At 71.9% G+C, this 17,799-nt stretch carries 12 protein-coding genes; 7 read left to right on the plus strand and 5 right to left on the minus strand.

Translation table 11 applies throughout. The features are described 5' to 3' along the window. The first annotated feature begins 205 nt into the window (after positions 1 to 205). From fxsA to O7615_RS27245, 3 genes are read left to right on the plus strand one after another with little or no spacing between them, the layout of a single operon-like run. Positions 206 to 388 (plus strand): FxSxx-COOH cyclophane-containing RiPP peptide, encoded by a 183-nt coding sequence (fxsA, locus tag O7615_RS27235; RefSeq protein ID WP_278180632.1) that lies wholly within the window; start codon positions 206 to 208, stop codon positions 386 to 388. Next, positions 375 to 4,277, plus strand: coding sequence for an FxSxx-COOH system tetratricopeptide repeat protein (gene fxsT, locus O7615_RS27240; RefSeq protein ID WP_278180633.1), 3,903 nt, complete (start codon positions 375 to 377; stop codon positions 4,275 to 4,277). The genes fxsA and fxsT overlap by 14 nt, the downstream gene beginning before the upstream one ends. Positions 4,278 to 4,288: 11 nt before the next feature. Next, a complete protein-coding gene (locus tag O7615_RS27245) occupies positions 4,289 to 5,296 on the plus strand; it encodes a hypothetical protein (RefSeq protein ID WP_278180634.1) in 1,008 nt (335 codons plus the stop codon). Positions 5,297 to 5,313: 17 nt separating this feature from the next. Here O7615_RS27245 and O7615_RS27250 read toward each other — a convergent pair whose 3' ends face one another. Further along, positions 5,314 to 7,491: an AAA family ATPase gene (locus O7615_RS27250; RefSeq protein ID WP_278180635.1), complete on the minus strand. Its 2,178-nt coding sequence runs from the start codon at positions 7,489 to 7,491 to the stop codon at positions 5,314 to 5,316. 360 nt (positions 7,492 to 7,851) lie between these two features. Between O7615_RS27250 and O7615_RS27255 the strand changes: the two genes are divergently transcribed. From O7615_RS27255 to O7615_RS27270, 4 genes are all read left to right on the plus strand, one after another. After that, positions 7,852 to 10,083, plus strand: a complete 2,232-nt coding sequence (locus tag O7615_RS27255; RefSeq protein ID WP_278180636.1) for a carbon starvation CstA family protein — start codon at positions 7,852 to 7,854, stop codon at positions 10,081 to 10,083. Further along, positions 10,080 to 10,310, plus strand: a complete 231-nt coding sequence (locus O7615_RS27260) for a YbdD/YjiX family protein (protein WP_278180637.1) — start codon at positions 10,080 to 10,082, stop codon at positions 10,308 to 10,310. Before O7615_RS27255 ends, O7615_RS27260 begins: the two co-directional genes overlap by 4 nt. Before the next feature lie 83 nt (positions 10,311 to 10,393). After that, a complete protein-coding gene (locus tag O7615_RS27265) occupies positions 10,394 to 12,196 on the plus strand; it encodes a RyR domain-containing protein (protein WP_278180638.1) in 1,803 nt (600 codons plus the stop codon). Continuing rightward, on the plus strand, positions 12,186 to 12,698 hold the full coding sequence (locus tag O7615_RS27270) for a hypothetical protein (protein ID WP_278180639.1): 513 nt from the start codon (positions 12,186 to 12,188) through the stop codon (positions 12,696 to 12,698). The genes O7615_RS27265 and O7615_RS27270 overlap by 11 nt, the downstream gene beginning before the upstream one ends. A 56-nt stretch (positions 12,699 to 12,754) precedes the next feature. Here O7615_RS27270 and O7615_RS27275 read toward each other — a convergent pair whose 3' ends face one another. The 4 genes from O7615_RS27275 to O7615_RS27290 form a co-directional block, all read right to left on the minus strand. Continuing rightward, complete coding sequence (locus O7615_RS27275) at positions 12,755 to 15,361, minus strand: alpha-amylase family glycosyl hydrolase (protein WP_278180640.1); 2,607 nt, start codon at positions 15,359 to 15,361, stop codon at positions 12,755 to 12,757. Between the two features lie 33 nt (positions 15,362 to 15,394). Beyond that, positions 15,395 to 15,820 (minus strand): hypothetical protein, encoded by a 426-nt coding sequence (locus tag O7615_RS27280; protein ID WP_278180641.1) that lies wholly within the window; start codon positions 15,818 to 15,820, stop codon positions 15,395 to 15,397. 99 nt (positions 15,821 to 15,919) lie between these two features. After that, positions 15,920 to 16,546, minus strand: a complete 627-nt coding sequence (locus O7615_RS27285; protein WP_278180642.1) for a response regulator transcription factor — start codon at positions 16,544 to 16,546, stop codon at positions 15,920 to 15,922. Next, positions 16,543 to 17,796 carry a histidine kinase gene (locus O7615_RS27290; protein WP_278180643.1) on the minus strand — a complete coding sequence of 418 codons (1,254 nt, stop codon included), beginning with the start codon at positions 17,794 to 17,796 and terminating at the stop codon, positions 16,543 to 16,545. The genes O7615_RS27285 and O7615_RS27290 overlap by 4 nt, the downstream gene beginning before the upstream one ends. Positions 17,797 to 17,799 lie beyond the last annotated feature (3 nt).

The following is a 17,799-nucleotide window of genomic DNA, read 5'->3' on the forward strand; positions in this document are numbered from 1 at the left end:
CGGTGTGGTCCCGGCTCGCCGACTCGCGGCGCGATCGCGACCGGACCGTCGCGGCGGTGGCGTGCGCCGGGCGGTGGGCAGCCGTCCGGCGACCACGTCATACAGTTATCATGGGCGTACGCAGCGGATCCGGCCAACGGTCTGTGTCCGGGGTTGCGAGGCGGCGCGATCATTGTGCGAGATGCAGACAGGCGGTGATCGGGGGATGGACACCGGGGAGGACTCGTTGCGCTCCGATCTGATCGATCTGACCGACGTGGACATGGTCGCGCTCGACGCCGTGCCGAGCGAGGTTCTCCTGGCCGCGCTGCACCGGTTGCAGCGCCGCAGCGGCGCTGCCGGCGACCAGTACGCGGGCTGGCAGAGCGCCATCGATGGCGACGACTGACCGCGAGGACGCCCCGGTCGTGCCGGGTGACGTCCCGCAGCAGCGACCCGCCCGCGACCGTGCCGGCCCGCCCGGCCGGGACGAGACGGTCGGCAGCTGCACCATCGTCTCGTTCGTCTCGCCCACCAGCGGCACGGGGCGCAGCAGCGCGGTCGCCAACATCGCCTGGATCCTCGCCTCCCACGGCAAACGGGTCCTCGCCGTGGACTGGTGCACCAAGACACCCCGGGTCTACGACTACCTGCGCTCGTTCCGGGTGGACGCCGTTCCGGCCGCCGGGGTGCTCGGCGCGGAGCTCGCCGCCCTGATCAGCCCGCACCCGGACCCGCCCGTGCATCGGGCGTCGGTGGCCGCACCCACCGCACCGGAACAGGGCGTCCTCTACCAGTACGCGATATCCGGGTCGAGTTTCGGGTTCGCGATGATCGGCATCAGCCTCGACGTCAACACCCTGCCGGAGGTCGACCCGGTTCGGGCCCGGCAACTGCTGCGGCACGGCGGCTACGACTACGTCCTGATCGACACCCCGGTCGACCTCACCCTGCCCGGCATCAGCTACACCGCGATGCTCAGCGACGTCGCGGTGGTCTCGATACCGCCCCGCCGGCAGGCGATGCAGCAGGCGGCGGATCTGGCCGGCCAGTTGCTGCGGGAGGCCACCGGCGGCATCCGGGTGCTCGCGGCGCCGACGCTGCGCGATGTCAGCCAACCGTGGTACGGCGCGGCCCGCGACTCGGCCCGCAAAGCGTTCGCGAACCTGCTCGACGAGTCGATCGCCGGGCTGGCCGGTGCCTCCGCGGTGGAGATCGTGGAGGTGCCCGAGCAGGCGTACGACACCTACGACGATGTGCTGGCCGTGCTGGCCGATACGCCGGGCAGCGAAAACACTCTCCTCGCGGCCTACGAGCAGATGGCCTCCTGGATCAGCGGTGGCGCGGTGGCCCGAGCGGCCGACGTGCCCGAGCGGATCCGTCGCCGGTACCGCCGGGGCGTGCTGCTGGACCGGGCCGAGAGCGCGGACGAGATCCACGTGTTGTACGAGCCCGTCGACCGGCCGTTCGCCGACTGGATCGGTGGGCAGCTACGTCGGGCGAACGCCCAGGTCCAGCCGCACGCCGTGCGCTCAGGGGTGGTGCCGGCGTACGGCCCGGACGCCACGGTGCTGGCCATCCTGTCGCGGGGTGTGGTCCAAGCCCTCGGCACCGGCCTGACCGCCGCGCAGGACACCGATGTCGAGCTGTTCGGCGTACTGACCAGCGGGGACGCCCCCGAACAGCTGGATCCGAGCCGGGTCATCGACCTGCGAGCGGTCGACGGGGCGCGGGCGCAGCCGCTGCTGCTCAGCCGGCTGGGCCTCATCGCACCCGCGCAGCCCACCGGCGACCTGCGGACCGCGCCGCGATACCCGGCCGAGGCCGAGCGTCGGCTGCGGACCAACCTGCCACCCCGCAACGAGTCCTTCGTCGGTCGCGGCGAATACCTCGAACGGCTGCGCGACCAGCTCGCCGACGGCGGTGGCCCGGTAACCCTCACCGGCGGCGCCGGCGTCGGCAAGAGCGAGATCGCCCGCGAGTTCGCCCACCGCTTCGCCTACGACTACGACGTGGTCTGGTGGATTCCGGCGCAGGACCGGGAGACGGTCCAGGCGGCTCTCGGTGAGCTGGCCCAGGAGATCAACGTGGCCGACAGCGTCGGCGCGGCGGAGGCGGCCGTGGCCGCCCTGTCGGCTCCGCGCGGTGCCATCGCCCGCTGGCTGCTGATCTACGACAACGCCGACGACGCGGAGGTGCTGGCCGGACTGCTACCCCGCACCGGGGCCGGGCACGTGCTGTTCACCTCGCGCGACGACGGCTCCTCCAACCTGCCGGCACCGCTGGAGGTAGCGGCGTTCACCGGCGACGAGAGCACCGCGATGCTGCGGTGGACGCTCGGCATCAGCGCCGAGGACGCGCGGGCCATCGCGGCCGCGGTGGAGCACCTACCGCTGGCGCTGCGGTTGGCCACCGCGTGGATCCGCGAGCGCACCCGGGCCCTTGAGCGCGAGGGCGTGCCCAACCTGGAGGCGGTCGGCCGGTGCGTCGCCGAGCTGCTGGACTGGCTGCGGCGGCCGGCCGGCGAGGAGGAACCGGCCGAGCGGATCCCCGGCTCCCGCACCTCGACCGTGGCCCGGGTGCTGGACATCACGCTGGACACCCTGCGGGACGTCGAGTTCGGGCCGCTGGCGATCCGGGTCGCCGAACTCGGTGCGTTCCTCTCGCCGGAGGGCATCGGCTTCCCCCTGCTGCGGTCGGTGCCGATGCTGACCCAACTCGCCACCGCGGCCGGCATCGATCCGGAGGAGCTGCTGCTCGACGCCGGGGAGATCGACCTGGTGCTGACCGTCGGCGCGCGGTTCGCCCTCTTCGACATCGACTGGGGGCGTGGTGCCGCGCTGCGGATGCACCGGGCCATCCAGGTCCTGCTGCGCGAGGCGATGCCCGAGCCGCAGCGCCGCGAGCGCCACCGCCAGGTCCTGCGGGGACTGGCCGGCTACGCGCCGACGGACCCGGAGGCCGACGACCGCCGCTACATACCGGTCTTCGAGGAGTTGCAGCGGCATCTCGTGCCGTCCGGCGCGTTGACGGCCGAGGAGGCGTCGGTGCGGCACTGGGTGGTGAAACAGGTCCGCTACCTGTTCTTCTTCGGCGACAGCGACGCCTGGCAGTCCGCGGTGCGGTTGGCGCAGCAGGTGTGCGACCGGTGGACGGCCACCGGCGACTTCGACCAGCTGACCATGCGGCTGTTCGTCCAGACCGCCAACCTGCACCGGGTGCTGGGTAAGCACCAGGAGGCGCTCCGCCTCGACGAGCGGGTCCTCAGCGAGCAGCGTCGCCGCCACGGACTGCGGCACTTCCGGACCCTCATCGTGGGCCGGGGTCGGGGCGGTGACCTGCGTGGCCTCGGCCGGTTCGAGGAAGCGCGGGTGGAGGACCAGGCCACCCTCCTCGGTTACCAGGAGGTGCTCGGCGACGACCACCCGAACACCCTGATGGCGATCAACAATCTCGCCATCGCCTTCCAGCTGACGGGCGACGCCCGCGAGGCACTGCGGCTGGCCCACCAGCTGCTCGCCCGGTGGATGTCGCTGTTCGGGCCGGAGGAACCGGCGACATGGCGGGCGTCGTGCCTGGTGGGGACGCTGGAGCGGGAAGCCGGCGAGTGCGAGCTGTCGCTGGTCACGCTGCGCGAGACGCTGGAGCGGGTGCACGAGCTGCGGTCCGCCAGTCACCTCGACGAGCTGCGCGTCAACCGGAGCCTCGCGGTCACCGAGCGCCGGCTCGGGCTTGCCATCGCCGCGAAGAAGCGCAGCATCGAGACGTTCCGCGGCTACCGGGACCGGTTCGGCGAGGACCATCCGATCACCCGGGCCAGCCTGCTCAGCATGGCGGTGGACTACTACCGGGCGGGGGACGCCGGGATCGCCGTCGAGCACGCCATCCGCTGCCTGCGGGGCTACGAGCGGCAACTGGAGACCGGGCATCCGTTCACCGCCGTCTGTTCGGTCAACCTGGGGCTGTTCCAGCGTGGCGCCGGCGAGTACGACCAGGCTGTCCGCGACGGCGAACGCGGCCTGCGTACGCTCCGGGCCCGCCTCGGCGACACCCATCCGTGGACGCTGACCGCCACCACGGCCCAGGCCGGCCACCTGGCGGCCCGGGGTGATCTCACCGATGCCGTCCGGATCCAGGAGGACACGTATCACACCTGCCTGCGCTACCTGGGCCGGCGCCATCCCTGCACCGTCGACGCCGAGGCCAACCGCGTGGCGATCCGCGCGCTGCGCGAGGGTGCCAACGGGGCCGACGCCATCGCGTTGACCGACACCGACATCGACGTGCCGAGAAGCTGAGGAGTGGCCAGGTGACGGATCCGCAGCTGATCGACGCGCTGGAGGAGGAGTCGGCCGAGCAGGATGTGCCCGGATTCCGCAAGAAGCGAAACCTGTGCCGGGAGTTGCTGCTCCGCGGTACCGGCATCTTCCACATCGCGCACTACACCGGCGGTGTGCTCGACTTCTCGTTGGACCTCCTGGGTCACGCGTCGGCTCCGGCGGCCGTTGACGACGCCGAGCCCGCGCAGCGCCGCGAGGCGTACCGGCGGGTGGGCGCCCAACTCGTCTACCGGGCGGCCGACCTCAGCCGTCGGGTGTGGGAGCTCCAGTGTGGCGGGCTGGTCCGGCTGGCCGTCCAGACCCGGGCGGATCTCGTCTTCTGCAACACCGTGACCGGTGGCGAACACGTGGTGGGATTCGGGTCGCTTCCGTCGACCAGCACCGACGCGGTGGCCGACCCGTCCCGGTCGAGCGAGATCGACCGGGCGGCCGCCCAACTCGCCAGCGCACTGCGTCAGCTGGTGCGGCTGCCCTCGCAGAATCCGGGCGGCTGGCTGACCGCCGGCGGGGCGCCGGTGTCGGCGCCGACCGCCGACTTGGCGGCTCACGTGGTCGGTCCACCGGAGGCCAGCGGTCTGCTCGCCACGGCGCTGCGGCCCGCCGGGCTGCACTATCTCAGCCACCACCGGGCGGGCGAGCAGACGGCCGCGGCCGACATCCTGCGTCACCCGGACCTGGAGGTCTTCTTCAACCGCGGCGTGACCGTGGCCGGCCGGCGCGCCCGTTACGAACGCCTGGCCGGTGACCTGTCACTACTGTCCCTACAGGTCAGCCGGGACCTGCGCCGCACGGTGGCCGGTCAGGTCGAACGCATGGTGCTCGACCTGGAGATCGGTGCGGTCTTCTACTACCTGCTCGCCCCGGAGGAGTACCTCTTCGGGGTCGCGCTCGACCAGGACTGGGTCACTCAGGCAGATCTCGACATGTCAGCGCTGGGACGGCAGCTGACGGGGTCGGAGACCCGAACCAGCACGTGAGGTGAGGATGACGGTGGTCAGGCGTTCACCACCAGCCGCCGCACCCGATCGCTCAGCCCGTCGAACACCGATCGCGCCTCCGACCAACTGCGGGAGCGCTCCGGCGGCTCGATCGGGCCGCCGTCACCGGGCACGGCCAGGTCACCCAGCACGTCCAGTTGGAACAGCGGCAGGTACTCGGCGATGCCGTCGTAGGTCTCACAGAGCCGGTCCAACCGGCCCAGGTCCCCCGGACGAGGTACGCGGCGGTGGCCCGCGTACCAGCCCTCGACGCCGTCGCGGAACGCCTCGATCAGCCGTCGTAGCACCATCGACGTGCCCAGTGCCCGCTGCACGTCCCGTGAGCGCAACCCCGAGCGCAGCGGCGCGGCGTCCTCGACCGCTCGTCGGATCTCGGTGCCGGGCGGCGCGAACGCGTCGCGCAGGTGGCGGTCGAAGCCGGTGAGCTGGTCGAGGGCCTCGATGGCCTCGACGAAGAGCCGGGCGACCGGCCCCGGCAACGCCGCACCCACCGTCGGCCGTGCCGCCGGTGGATGGTCCCGCCGCCCCGGGCCCCGGAGATCGTGGCGAAGGTCGTCCCGAATCTCGTCCAGCTGGTACGACAGCCGTTCGATGGAGCGTTGGGCGTTGGTCTGCTGGCGCTGGATGCGCTCCACCCGCGTGCGGACCGAGGTCAGCGCGTCCGCGCCGAGCGCCTGTTCAAGCCGGCGTAGGGAGGCCCTGATGCTGCCCGACAGATCCTCGGGAAAGGACTGCGGGTCGTAGACGATCGGCTCCACACTGAACGTCTCGGCGAGGTCGGCGGCGAACTCCGCCGGCAGGTGCCCGACGACGACCAGGATGACCTCGCTGTCCGGCACCGCCGCCCGGATCGCCACCACCCGCCGGTTGAGCGCGTCGACCTCCTCGGACTTGAGCACCGATTCGGACAGCAGCACGCAACAGCCGGCGCCGTGTTCCTCCAGCGGCACCCAGAAGTCGACCGGCAGGTCCCGTAGCGAACCCACCAGATGGTCGCGTTGGTACGACCAGCCGTCCTGGGTGAGCACTCGCCGCACGTCGGCGGCGACATCCTGCCTGCTGGCCAGGTCGAACTGGACCCGTACCGCCTCACGGACCATGAGGTGGGTGACCGGTGTGTCGGCCTGCGCCGCCCGCTGGTAGAGGTGGTAGCACAGCCGGATCAACCGGCGGGGCACCCCGTCGGTCAGGTTGGTGAGGTACTCGGTGGTCTCCACCGTGAACGGTGCCAGCCGCGCGTGACCGAACGTGTGGAGCTGGCTGCGCCGGATGAAGTCCCGCACGTCCTGCGCGTTCAGCGCGGACATTCGCACGACCGGCCCGATCCGCTGCCGCACATCCGGGCTGAGCAGGTGCAACATGTCGGGCAGCCCGGCAATCACCAGGAGGGCGCCGGCCGTCGCGAAGATCTCGATCATCCGAGAGAACCGGGCCATCGTGTCGTCGCCCGGATCGCCGGCCGCCGAGAGGATCTTGTCCAGTTCGTCGAGCACCAGCACGAAGCGTTCGCGGCGGTGCGCGCACAGCAGGGCCAGAGCCCCCATCATCGTCACCGCGTCGGACTCCACATCGGTCCGGGCGGGGACGCCGGCCGCCTCCAGGCCCGGCCCGGGCGGGTAACCCATCAGCCAGTCCCACGACGCCGCCTCGGTGGCGGGATCGAGCAGCATGGCCAGCACCGTGCCGACGGACGGATCGGTGGTGACCTGGGCCAGCTCCGCCCGTAACCGTTCGCGGAGCCGCCCGGCGTCTGGTGGCCCGTCCGGGGTGTCGCCCGGCGCGGCCACGCCAGGTGATGGCTCCGCCCGGTATTCGTCAAGCAGGGCGCGCACCGTGTCGCGGGACAGCCGACCGAGGAACTGGCGACTCAGTGACAGGAACGTGTCGGCGGGCGCGTCGAGGTAGATCGCGGTGACCGTCCCGCCGGTGGCCCCACGGGTGTGGGCCAGCAGCTCCGCGGCCAGATGTGTCTTGCCGGTGCCGTAGTCACCCACCACCGCGACCGTGCCGCCGTCGCCGCTGCGCAGGTAGTGGTCCACGTGGGCGAGCGCGTCGCGAATGGCGGCGGTGGTGACCGTGGTCGACGGCGCCCCGCCCTCGGACACCCTGGCGACCGCCGTCGGGGAGAACGGGTTGACCGGACCGACCGCCGGTGGATCTTCGGTTGCGTCCATCTTTCTGATCCTCCGGTAGCTCTGGTCTGGACACCAGGAACTCCCACGGCACGGGCCGGCACCGCTCCTCCGTGCTTTCGGGCCGTCTTCGAATCGTAGCCGTCAGTAGCCATCGCGGCGGACCTTGCCAGGCGACAGATCTGTCTAACCTGCGATAAAGGGCGGGCCGGTGGGAATCCCGTCCGGCCGCAGGGGATTGACAACGGTCGCCGGGCAGGCGAATGATCACGAAAAATATCTCACCCACTCTTCTCGTCGCGAACAGGCTCAATCCGTACGGCGCCCGATCACGACCGCGTCCCCGGTCCGGCGTGCCGTTCGGCGACCACCACCGCCGCATCGATGGACAGGGAGTACCCCATGGTTGTGCAGGAGCAGCAACCTCCGGTGAGCGTCCCGGACGACCGCCCGCCGAGGTGGACGCCGCCACGGATCGCCGTCTGGGCCGGCATCGCGCTGCTCGGCGGCGTCGCCTGGTCGATCCTGGCACTGGGGCGTGGCGAGACGGTCAACGCCATCTGGTTCGTCTTCGCGGCCCTGTGCTCGTACGCGATCGCGTACCGGTTCTACGCCCGGTTCATCGTCACCCGGGTGCTCCGGGCCGACGACACCCGGGCCACCCCGGCCGAGCGGCTGGAGAACGGGCTCGACTTCCACCGCACCGACCGGCGGGTCACCTACGGTCACCACTTCGCCGCGATCGCCGGGGCGGGGCCGCTGGTCGGCCCGGTACTGGCCGCGCAGATGGGCTACCTCCCGGGGACCATCTGGATCATCGTCGGTGTGGTCGTCGCCGGCGCCGTGCAGGACCTGATGATCCTGTTCTTCTCGTTGCGGCGCAACGGGCGTTCCCTGGGGCAGATGGCCCGGCAGGACATCGGCCCGGTGGGCGGGGTCGCGGCGCTCGTCGCGGTGCTGGCAATCATGATCATGATTCTGGCGGTGCTCGCGCTGGTCGTGGTCAACGCGCTGGCCGAGTCGCCGTGGGGCGTGTTCTCCATCGCCATGACCATCCCCATCGCGTTCTTCATGGGCGTCTACCTGCGCTACCTGCGCCCCGGCCGGATCGTCGAGGTGAGCCTCCTCGGGTGCGGCCTGCTCATCCTGGCCATCGTGTCCGGTGGCTGGATCGCCGCCTCGTCCCTGGCCCCGATCTTCACCCTCGACAAGGTGACGCTGGTCTGGTGCCTGATCGGCTACGGGTTCGCCGCATCCGTGCTGCCCGTCTGGATGCTGCTGGCGCCGCGCGACTACCTGTCGACCTTCATGAAGGTCGGGACCATCGGCCTGCTGGCCATCGGCATCCTGGTGGCGGCGCCGAACACGACCATGCCGGCATTCACCGACTTCGCGTTCAACGGAGAGGGCCCCGTCTTCGCCGGCGCACTGTTCCCGTTCGTCTTCATCATCATCGCCTGCGGTGCGCTCTCCGGCTTCCACGCGCTGATCGCCTCCGGCACCACGCCGAAGATGATCGAGAAGGAGCGTCAGGTCCGCCTCGTGGGCTACGGCGGCATGCTGACCGAGTCGTTCGTCGCCATCATGGCCCTGGTCGCGGCGTGCACGATCGACCAGGGGCTGTACTTCGCGATGAACTCGTCCGCCGGCGCCACCGGCGGCACCGCGGCCGGCGCCGCGGAGTTCGTGAACAACCTCGGTCTGGCCGGCGTCTCGATCACCGCCGAGGACCTGACCGCCGCGGCGGCCGCCGTGGAGGAGGAGTCGCTCGTCTCGCGTACCGGCGGGGCACCCACCCTCGCCATCGGCATCTCCGAGATCCTCAGCACGATCTTCGGCGGGGCCGGTGCCAAGGCGTTCTGGTACCACTTCGCCATCATGTTCGAGGCCCTGTTCATCCTCACCACGGTCGACGCCGGCACCCGCGTCGGGCGGTTCATGTTGCAGGACACCATCGGCAACGTGATTCCGCGGTTCAAGGACACGTCCTGGAAGGTCGGCTCGATCGTCGCCAGCGCCATCATCGTCGCGGCGTGGGGATCGATCCTGCTCATGGGCGTCACCGACCCGCTGGGCGGCATCAACACGCTGTTCCCGCTCTTCGGCATCTCCAACCAGCTCCTGGCCGCGGTCGCGCTGGCCGTGTGCGTCACCATCCTGTGCAAGACCGGACGCGTCCGGTACGCGTGGGTGCCCGGCATCCCGCTGGTGTGGGATGCCGTCGTCACGCTTACCGCGAGCTGGCAGAAGATCTTCAGCGACGATCCGAGGATCGGCTACTGGGCGCAACACATCCAGTACAAGGACGCGATCGCGGCGGGTCAGACCCAGCTCGGGCCGGCCGCGAACCTCGACCAGATGGAGGCGGTGGTGCGCAACACCTTCGTCCAGGGGGCGCTGTCGATCCTCTTCGCCGTGCTCATCCTCGTCATCCTGGCCGACGCCATCCGGGTCTGTGTGTCCCATCTGCGCAGTGGGCGGACCAGCGACACGGAACATCCGCACGAACCGTCCAAGGTCTTCGCGCCGGCCGGACTGTTCGCCACGGCCGAGGAGAAGCGGATCCAGCAGCTGTGGGCGCAGCACCGCCCCGAGTCGCCGGAGGAGCCAGCGGTCCTGGCTGGTCGCGAGTGAGCTGGCCGCGGGCCCGGGGCCGGGCCAGGTCCGCCTGGTCGGCCCTGGCCCGCACCGGCCGGTTCGCCCTGTGGTACGTCAGGGAGGTCGTCGGCGAGAACGACTACGAGCGCTATGTCAGTCATCTGCGGCGCCATCACCCGCAGACCCGACCCGTCCCCCGGGCGGTGTTCGAACGCGACAAGACACAGCGGCTCGAAAGCCGTCCGAACAGCCGCTGCTGCTGACCGGCCCCACCTGGGCAGAAGTAGCCGACCGGCGGGCACGTCGAGAGCCCTCTTGATCGACTTCGTCCCATAGCATGACGCGCATGACGCACCCGGTCCCCGGTGCGGCCCGGCCCGCCGCGTGGTGGCTGCGGGTTGTGTTCGCGGTGATCGGCGTGTTCGCTTCGGTGCTCGGCTACATCGGCCTGGAACGCCTGTCGGAGGTGCGGCCGGATGCCATCGCGGACCGCTACGACATCCTCTACTACGACCTGCAACTCTTCTTCCTCAGCGCCGAGCTCTTCGAGGAACCGGGCCCCTACCCGTGGCAGCTGCAGGTCGCCCGGTTCGTCGCACCGCTGTTCACCCTGCTCGCCGTGGCCGAGGCCGGCCGGCTGCTGCTGGCCGCCGAGATCCGCCGGCTGCGCGCCCGCCGCGCCAGCGGCCACGCGGTCGTCTGCGGCGACTCGCAGTTCGCCCACATGCTCGCCGACCGCCTCTACGCCGACGGTGAACGCGTGGTCGTGGTGCGCTCCGAGCCGTTCGGGCCGCTGGAGTACCGCCGGCGCCGCTATCTCGGCGTCGTCGGCGACGCCACCAGTGTGGAGGTGCTGCGCGGCGCCGGCCTGTCGCGGGCGCACACCGTCTACGCCTGCACCGACGACGCCGACCGTAACCACGCGATCGCCAACACCGCCAACCGGCTGATCCAGGACCGGCGGCACCCACCCCGGGTGTACGTGCAGGTCCACGATCCCGAGATGTGCCTGTCGTTGCAGGCCCGGCGGCTCGGCGCCGCCGGCTCCAGCCGCCTGCGGCTGGACTACTTCCACGTCGACGACATCGCCGCCCGCGCACTGCACCGGCACCACCCGCTGCCGTCCGCCCTCAGCCGGCCGACGAAGGTCCTCATCGCCGGCGAGGGCAGTTTCCGCCGCGCCCTGCTGGTGGAGAGCGCCCGGCACTGGCGCGCACACCGGACCGAGGGCGGCCGGAGCGCCCGGCCGCTACAGGTGGACCTCGTGGCGCCGGACGCCCGCCGCGAACTCACCCTTGCCGTCTCCCGCTACCCGTTCCTGGCCGACGTCTGCCGGTTGTCCGCGTACGACCGGGACATCGACGGGCTGCTCGGGCTGGACCAGTTCGTCGCCGAGGGCTACGACCGCATCTACATCTGCGCACCGGACGAGATCAGCGGCCTGCAGTTCGCGCTGGACACGTCCGCGCTCTGGCGGGGGGCGCAGGGCGCGGTCTTCGTACCGGTCTACCGGCAGGCCGCGCTCGCCGCCGCCTTCCACGGCGACGCCCGCCACGACCTGCTCGACGAGGTGCACGGCAAGCTGCGGCTCTATCCGGTGCTGACCCACGCCTGCGATGCCCGACTGATCGCCGAGGACCTTACCGAGCGACTGGCCCAGCAGATCCACGCCCGGTACCTGCACGCCCAGCATCGGGCCGGGGTGCGCCTCGGCGACGCCCCCGCAATGGTGCCCTGGTCCCGGCTGCCCGAGTCCCTGCGGCGGGCCAACCGCAGCCATGTCCAGGACATCGCGGCCAAGCTGTTGAACCTGGGTTGCGTCGTGGCACCCCGGCACGGCAGCGCCGGCGACGCCTCGGCCGCCGGCCGGGCCATCGACGACCGGGTCGAGCAGCTGGCCCGGCTCGAACACGAACGGTGGTGCCGGGAGCGGCGCGGCGACGGTTGGACGTACGGACAGCTGCGGGACGAGGCCCGGCGACGGCACCCCGCACTGCGGCCCTGGGACGAGCTGCCCCCCGCCGTCCAGGAGCAGAACCGCGAGGAGATCCGGGCCCTGCCCGACGTGCTGTCCGACAGCGGGTTCGAGCTGATCCGGCTGAGTCCCGCGGTGCCCGCTCAGTGGGGAGGGCCGGCCGATGGCGCCTGATCGCGTACCGGTCCGCCTCGGGGTCACCGGCCACATCAACCTGACCCCGGCCACCGAGCGGCTCGTCGCCGACGCGCTCCGCGTCGAGCTGCGCCGGATCAGCGACCGGCCGGTGCACGGCGTCACCTGCCTGGCGGCCGGCACCGACCAGATCTTCGCCCGCGCGGTCCTGGACAGCGGCGGCACGTACGAGGTGATCCTGCCCGCCCGGGACTACCGGGACACGATCGGCCCCGCGGGCCGGGCCGCCTTCGACGAGCTGCTGCGCCGGGCGACCCGCGTCATCCACACCGGCTACCGCACCTCCGGCACCGCCGCCTACGCCGCCGCCAACCGGGAGCTGGTGCTGCGCGTACAGCGGCTGGTGGCGGTCTGGGACGGTGAACCGGGCTGTCACGCCGCGTCGACCGACCGGACCGTCCGGTGGGCGCGCCAGCGGGGCATCCCGACCACGGTCCTCTGGCCCCCCGACGCCCGCCGCGCGGCGCCGCACCAGGTCTGACGGCGCCGGGCCCGCGACGGCGGCGCGCTGCGCTGTGATCGGCGGCGCGCGGTCAGCTACGGCACCGGCACGGTGGAGAGCGAGAGCCAGAAGACGCCGTGACCGGCCACGCCGAGGTCGTACTCGCCGGAGGAGCGCACCGGCGGGAACTCGGCACCGCCCATCAGCTCCCGTGGCCGGCGCCCGGCGTACGAGGCCAGGGTCAGCGTCGTCGTCTGCGGGTACTGCGAGAAGTTGAACAGGCAGAGCACCTCGTCGTCGGGTTCACCGCGCAGGAACGCGAGCACGGCCGGGTTGGTCGACCGGACAATCCGGCAGCCGGGGCGGGAGAAGGCCGGCCAGGCGTGCCGCGTCTCGATGAGCTTCTCGACCACGTGCAGCAGCGAGGAGCGGGAGCGGAGCTGGTTCTCCACGTTGACCGCCATGTAGCCGTAGATCGAGGCGTGGATCGGCGGCGCCGGCAGGTTCTCGGGCTGCGCGACGGAGAATCCCCCGTTGCGGTCCGGCGCCCACTGCATCGGCGTGTTGAAGGCCAGGTGACCCGGGAGTGCGAGGTTCTCGCCCATGCCGATCTCGTCGCCGTAGTACAGCACCGGGACGCCCGGCATCGACAGCAACAACGCGAACGCGAGTTCCAGCTGCCCCCGGTCGTCGTTGAGCAGGGTCGCCGTCCGCCGGCGGATGCCGGTCGCGCCCCGCATCCGGGCCAGCGGCGCGTACGCGTGCAGCAGGTCGTCGCGTTCCCGCTCGTGCAGCAGACCCAGCGGCATCTCGTCGCCGTTGCGGAGGAACACCGCCCAGTGCCGGTCGGCCGGCTGGTCGCCCATCTGGGCCAGCACCCGGGACACCGGCCGGTGCGTCTCGCGCCGCATCGCCAGCAGCAGGCTCGGCATGAGCGAGGCGTACATCACCAGGTGGCACTCGGGGTGTTCGTCGGTGCCGAAGTAGGAGCCGGCACCGGTCGGCCAGTCCTCGCTCCACGCGATGAGGATCCGGTTGGCGTACGTCGAGTCCAGCCAGGACCGCAGCTCGCGTAGGTAGCCGTGCGTCTCGTCGAGCCCCTTGCTCGACGTGCCGATGCGCTCGAACAGGTAGGGGACGGTGAGCAGGCGCAGGCCGTCGACCCCCTGCCGGAGCCAGAAGTCCATCACGTCGCGCATCGCGGCCCGCACCTCGGGCGCGTCGTAGTTCAGGTCCGGCTCGTGCCGGCCGTAGCGGTGCCAGTAGTACTGTCGCCGGCGGCCGTCGTAGGTCCACCCCGCGCCGTGGCTGCCGAGCGGGTCGTCGGCCTCGGCGTATCCCTCGTCCGAGTCGCTCCACACGTAGAAGTCGCCGTACGGGCCGTCCGGGTCGCTGCGGGACGCCTGGAACCACGGGTGCTGGTCGCTGGTGTGGTTCAGCACCAGGTCCAGCACCACCCGTAGCCCCTGCCGGTGGGCGAGGCTGAGCAGCTCCAGCAGGTGCGACGGCGCGCCGAGACCCTCGTCGATCGCCTCGAAGTCGGACGCCGCGCGGCCGTCACCCGGCGACGGAGCGGCCATGATCGGATTGAGCAGGAGGCAGTCGACCCCGAGTCGGCGCAGGTAGTCCAGCTTCTCGGTGACGCCCCGCAGGTCACCGTGACCGTCGCCGTCGGAGTCGTAGAAGAACCGGACGTTGACCTCGTAGAACGTGCTGCCGGCCGCCCAGCCCGGCTCGTCCGGCGGCTCCGGCCCGGGTTCCTCCGCCACCTCGGCGCGGGTGACCCGGAGCCGGCCCGACAGGGCCTGGCGGGCCCGTTCGGCCACCCGCTCCGCCGGATCCCGTTCCAGGTTCTCCAGCGTCTCGAAGGCGGCCACCAACTGCTCACGGCTGCGCTGGTTGCCGTACGCCCAGTTGCTCAGCTCGTCCACGGCCAGCACCCGCGCCGAGGCGAGCGGGCTGCGGGTGAGCGCGAGCAGGTCCTCCGGGACCAGCTCGGGCCGGCGCGGCGCGTTGCTGAGGATCAGATCACCGACGCCGGCGGCCCGCATCTGTGGTGTCTGCCGGCGTTCCCGGTCGACCATCCGGACGGCGGCGTACTCGAACGCCTCCCGGACGCTGATGATCCCGTTGCCGTCGCGGTCGGCGCCGCCGGTGCGCAGCCCCTCCAGGAAGGGACCGGAGAACGCCGACGGCAGCGCGTGCTGCTTGTGGCCGTCGCCCTCGTGCGCCAGCTCGGTCGCCCCGGCGGAGACCACGACGATGCGGCTGCGATCCCCGCGCTGCTTGAGGTCGCCGAAGGCGCCCGCATGGCAGCAGTCGAGGATCAGTACCAGCTCACCGGCCCGGCACTCGTCGATCCAGTGCCGCAGCTCGTCCGTCGGTACCGAGGTCGGCGGCAGGCGGTCCGGGTCGGTGTCGGTCGCGGTGAGGTAGAGCCGGTGGCCGTGGTGCAGTCGACCGTGGCCGGAGTAGTACACGAGCAGGAAGTCGTGGGGGTCGGCGCCGGTCAGGAAGTCGTAGAGGGCGAGCTGCACGGCGTGCGAGTCGGCGTCGAGGGTCTCCCGCACGTCGTCGAAGGCGCCGAGGGTCGGATCCCGCAGCAGCCGGGCCCAGTCCTTGAGGTCGCTGGCGGGGGAGTCGAGGGCGGGTAACGCCTCGCTGGCGTAGCTGCCCACACCGAGCAGGAGCGCGCGCTTCACCCCGGGTGTCCACCGGGCCCGGACGCCCCCGCGTCAGTCACCGTCGACCTTCTCCGGCACGGCCACGGTGCCCTGCCGGGGCACCGACACCGACTTGATCACCTCGGCCAGGGTCTTCTCCGACACGTCCCGCACGTCGATCTCGGTGCCGTCCGGGAGGGTCATCCGCAGCCGCTTGCCCCGGTTGCGCTCCTGGTAGCGCTTGATCACCTCGGCCAGGTGGCGGATGTCCGCCGCCGCCCGCTTGGCCGTCGGCACGGTGAAGACGGCGAGGGCGAGGAGGCCGAAGAGGTAGCTGGCCGTGTCCCGCGTGCCCGGCGCGGCCTCGGTGGCCAGTTCCGTCGCCTCGACGCCGGAAAGCTCGTTCAGGTGGTCCTTGAGATGGCGTGCCTGCTCGGCCAGTTCCTCGTCGGTGATCGGCCCGTCGGAAACCACCTGCAGGATCAATCCATCAGCCATGATCCCATCGTGGTCGGTGTCACTACAGCGTGCAAGGGCCTGGACGGCTGGATGTAGGCGCGATCCACGGCGGTGAACCGCGCGACGGGTGGCGACCGCTCAGACGCCCCGGGCGAACAGCGCCAGGCGCACCCGGTTGGGGCTGCCCGTCTTCGTCATCAGGCTGGTGATGTGGGTCTTCACCGTGGTGACGCCGATGTGCAGCCGCTCGGCGATCTCGCCGTTGGAGAGCCCCTCGGCGACCAGGTTCAGCACCTGCTGCTCGCGGGCGGTCAGCCCGTCGACCGGCGGGGGTGTCTCGGTGCGGGCGTGCACCGCGCGGTGCACCAGGCGACCCAGCACCTCCTGGCTGAACGGGCTGTCGCCGGCCGCGGCCCGCCGCACGCCGTCCAGCAGATCGGCCGGCGGTGCGTCCTTGAGCAGGAAACCACAGGCGCCGGCGGTCAACGCCGGATAGAGATGGTCGTCGTCGCCGAACGTGGTCAGCACCAGGACCCGGATGCCGGGCCGGTCGGCGAGGATCCGGCTGGTCGCGGAGATCCCGTCGACGCCCGGCATGCGCAGGTCCATCACGACGACGTCGGGGACGAGCCGGGCGGCGAGGGAGATCGCGTCGCGACCGTTGTCGGCCTCGCCGACGACCTCGATGTCGGGCTGTGCCTCGCAGAGCATGCGCAGGCCCGCGCGGATGAGATGCTGGTCGTCGACCAGCAGGACACGGATCATGCCGGCTCCGCCGCGCGCGGCCCGACGGCGGCCTCGTCGTCCGGCGATGGCGGGGACGGTGTGCCGCGGGGCGACGGGGGCGACCCGGAGGTCGGGGCGGGCAGCACGGTGGCGACCCGCCAACCCGCGCCGGTCGGCCCGGCCGTCAACTGCCCACCGAGCACCTCGACCCGTTCGCGCATTCCGGTGAGGCCATGGCCGCCACCGGCCGGCACCGTGACCGGCACCCAGCCGTGCCCGTCGTCGACCACCTCCCAGCGGACGGCCCCGTCGACCACGCCGACCGACAGGCGCGCCACGGCGGACGTCCCCGCGTGCTTGGCCACGTTGGTCAGCGACTCCTGGGTGAGGCGCAACACCGCCAGGCCCCGCACCGCGTCGAGCGAACCGACCGCCGGGTCGATGTCGGCCTCCACGGTGACACCGGCCTGGCGGGCCCGGTCGATCGCCGCGCCGAGGGCGGCCGGCAGGGCGGCCGGCTCGATGGCGGTCAGCGCCGCGTCGCCGCGTACGCCGTCGGGGTCGCGCAACACCGCCACCAGCCGGCGCAGGTCGGCCAGCGCCGCGGCGCCGGTGCCGTGCACGTCGTCGAAGACCGCCCCCACCCGGGGATCCAGGTCGGTCAGTACGTGCCGGGCCACGCCGACCCGCAGCACCATCGACGCCACGTGATGCGCGACCACGTCGTGCAGCTCCCGGGCGATGGCGCTGCGTTCGTCGGCGCGGGCGGCGCGGCTCTCCGACTCGCGCCGGCGCTGCTCCTCCGCCACCCGCTGCCGCGCCTGCTGACCGAGTTCCCGGGTGGTCCGGATGACCAGCCCGAGCAGCAGCGGAATGCCGACCTCCAGCAGCAACCCGAACACACCGGAGAGGAAGAGCGGCAGCGGGTCGCCGATCGAGTCGGTGAGGTCGACCGCGGCCAGCAGCCCGGCGGCGAGCCAGATGGTCCGGCTCCGGCGGGCCCGCATGGTCAGCTCGAACAGCGCCCAACTGGCCCCCACCTGGTTGACCAGGAAGTCGTCGACGAGGCAGATCGCGACCGCCAGCAGCGCGGCCTGCGCCACCAGGTTGACCAGCGGCCGGCGGTGGAACCCGAGGCCGACGGCGAACGCGAGCGCCGCGAGGATCGCCTGCGCGGTCGTCGGCGCGCCCACGGCACCGAAGGCCAGATATCCCAGGCCGGACAGGACGAGCAACACCATCCGCGCGAGGGACTCGCGCGCGTCGAACAGTCGCCTCAGCCGGCCCACGAC

The sequence above is a fragment of the Micromonospora sp. WMMD1082 genome (assembly GCF_029626175.1).
In the GTDB taxonomy this organism is placed as follows: Bacteria; Actinomycetota; Actinomycetes; order Mycobacteriales; family Micromonosporaceae; genus Micromonospora.